Here is a 1,723-nt window from a genome sequence, read left to right on the forward strand (position 1 = left end):
ATCGACGACCGCGTCGAGGGGCTCGAGGCAGGCGGCGACGACTATCTGGTCAAGCCCTTCGCCTTTTCCGAACTCCTCGCCCGCATCAACGCGCTTGGCCGGCGGCCGGCGGCGCAGGAGCAGAAAACCGTCCTGCGGGTCGCCGACCTCGAAATGGACCTGATCATGCGCCGCGTCACGAGGCGGGGCCAGCCGATCGACCTGCAGCCGCGGGAGTTCAGCCTGCTGGAAGTGCTGATGCGCGGCGAAGGCCGCGTCATCACCCGCACCATGCTTCTGGAGCGTGTCTGGGATTTTCATTTCGATCCCAGGACCAGCGTCGTCGAGACCCATATCAGCCGGCTGCGGGCCAAGGTCGACAAGCCCTTCGAAACCCAGCTCATCCACACCGTCCGCAACACAGGCTACAGCCTGCACGCGCCATGACCGGAACCTGGTCCCGCCTGCTGCGCAGCACGCCATTCCGGCTTGCCCTGACCTTCGCCTTCCTGTTCGTGCTGGCCTTCGTCCTGTCTGGCGCCATCGTCTACCAGATGATGAGCGCCGATCTTGCCGAGCGGCTCGACGACACCATCAAGGAAACCTACGCGGTCGTCGCCGCGACCTATGCCGAGAACGATCTCAAGGAGCTGGTTGAGACCGTCGGCAGCCACTCCCTGCGCAGCCTCAAGAAGGAGCAGCTGTTTTCGCTGACCGACGCAACGGGCAATCGCCTGGCCGGCAACTTCACCGCCGCGGGGCTCCCCGACGGCTTCTCGATGTTCGACACCGAAATGCCCGGCGTGCCGCCCGGCGCCGAGTACCGCGCCTATTCCGGCCCGGTCGGCGGCAACACGCTGACCGTCGCCTTCAGCCTTTCCGAGACGGAGGAGCTGGAGAGAATCGTGCTGATGAGCTTTGGCTGGGGAACCCTGATCATCACCGGGCTGGCGGTCGCCGGCGGCGCCCTGCTCGCCTCGCGCGTCCAGCGCCGTCTCGACGGCATCGCCGCCACCATGGTGGATGTCTCGCATGGACGGCTGGACACCCGCATTCCGCTGACCGGCAAGGGTGACGACATCGACATCGTCTCCAGCCAGGTCAATGCCGCGCTCGACCGCCTGTCGGCGCTGGTCGAAGGCATGAAACAGGTCAGCGCCAACATCGCCCACGATCTGAAGACGCCGCTCAACCGGTTGCAGATGATCCTCGACACCGCGTCGGAAAAGAACCTGTCGGGCCGGAAAATCGCCGCTGAACTGGCGGAGGCGCATGCCGAGAGCCTGCAGATCAACGAGACCTTCGATGCCCTGCTGCGCATCGCGCAGATCGAGGCCGGCGCCCGCCGGGCGCGGTTCACCGATGTCGATCTGGGCGAGGTGCTGCAAACCATCGCCGAGATCTATGCCGATGTTGCCGAGGACGACGGAAAGTCGCTGTCGTTGGCGCAACCACAGGAAACGACGGACCGGATCCATGGCGATCGCGAGCTGCTGACGCAGATGTTCGCCAATCTGGTCGAGAACGCGTTGCGCCATTGTCCATCGGGCACGACGATAAAGCTGTCGGTAGCGCGCCAGGACGAACGCGTCGTTGCGGGCGTCGCCGACAACGGTCCCGGCATTCCGGCGGCAGAGCGCGAGAAAGTGTTCCAGCGGCTCTACCGGCTGGACCACAGCCGCTCGACATCAGGCAGCGGCCTCGGGCTCAGCCTTGTCCGGGCCATAGCCGATCTGCACGGCGC

At 65.6% G+C, this 1,723-nt stretch carries 2 protein-coding genes; both read left to right on the forward strand.

Features of this window, described 5'->3' with window-relative positions; all coding sequences use genetic code 11:
* Positions 1 to 426, forward strand: a 426-nt coding sequence (locus EN925_RS34720; protein WP_206633104.1) for a winged helix-turn-helix domain-containing protein, incomplete at its 5' end; no start/stop codon positions are given.
* Positions 423 to 1,723, forward strand: a 1,301-nt coding sequence (locus tag EN925_RS34725) for an ATP-binding protein (protein WP_128337312.1), incomplete at its 3' end; no start/stop codon positions are given. The genes EN925_RS34720 and EN925_RS34725, both read left to right, overlap by 4 nt.

The organism is Mesorhizobium sp. M7A.F.Ca.US.006.04.2.1 (assembly GCF_004022915.1).
GTDB classification, from domain to species: domain Bacteria; phylum Pseudomonadota; class Alphaproteobacteria; order Rhizobiales; family Rhizobiaceae; genus Mesorhizobium; species Mesorhizobium ciceri.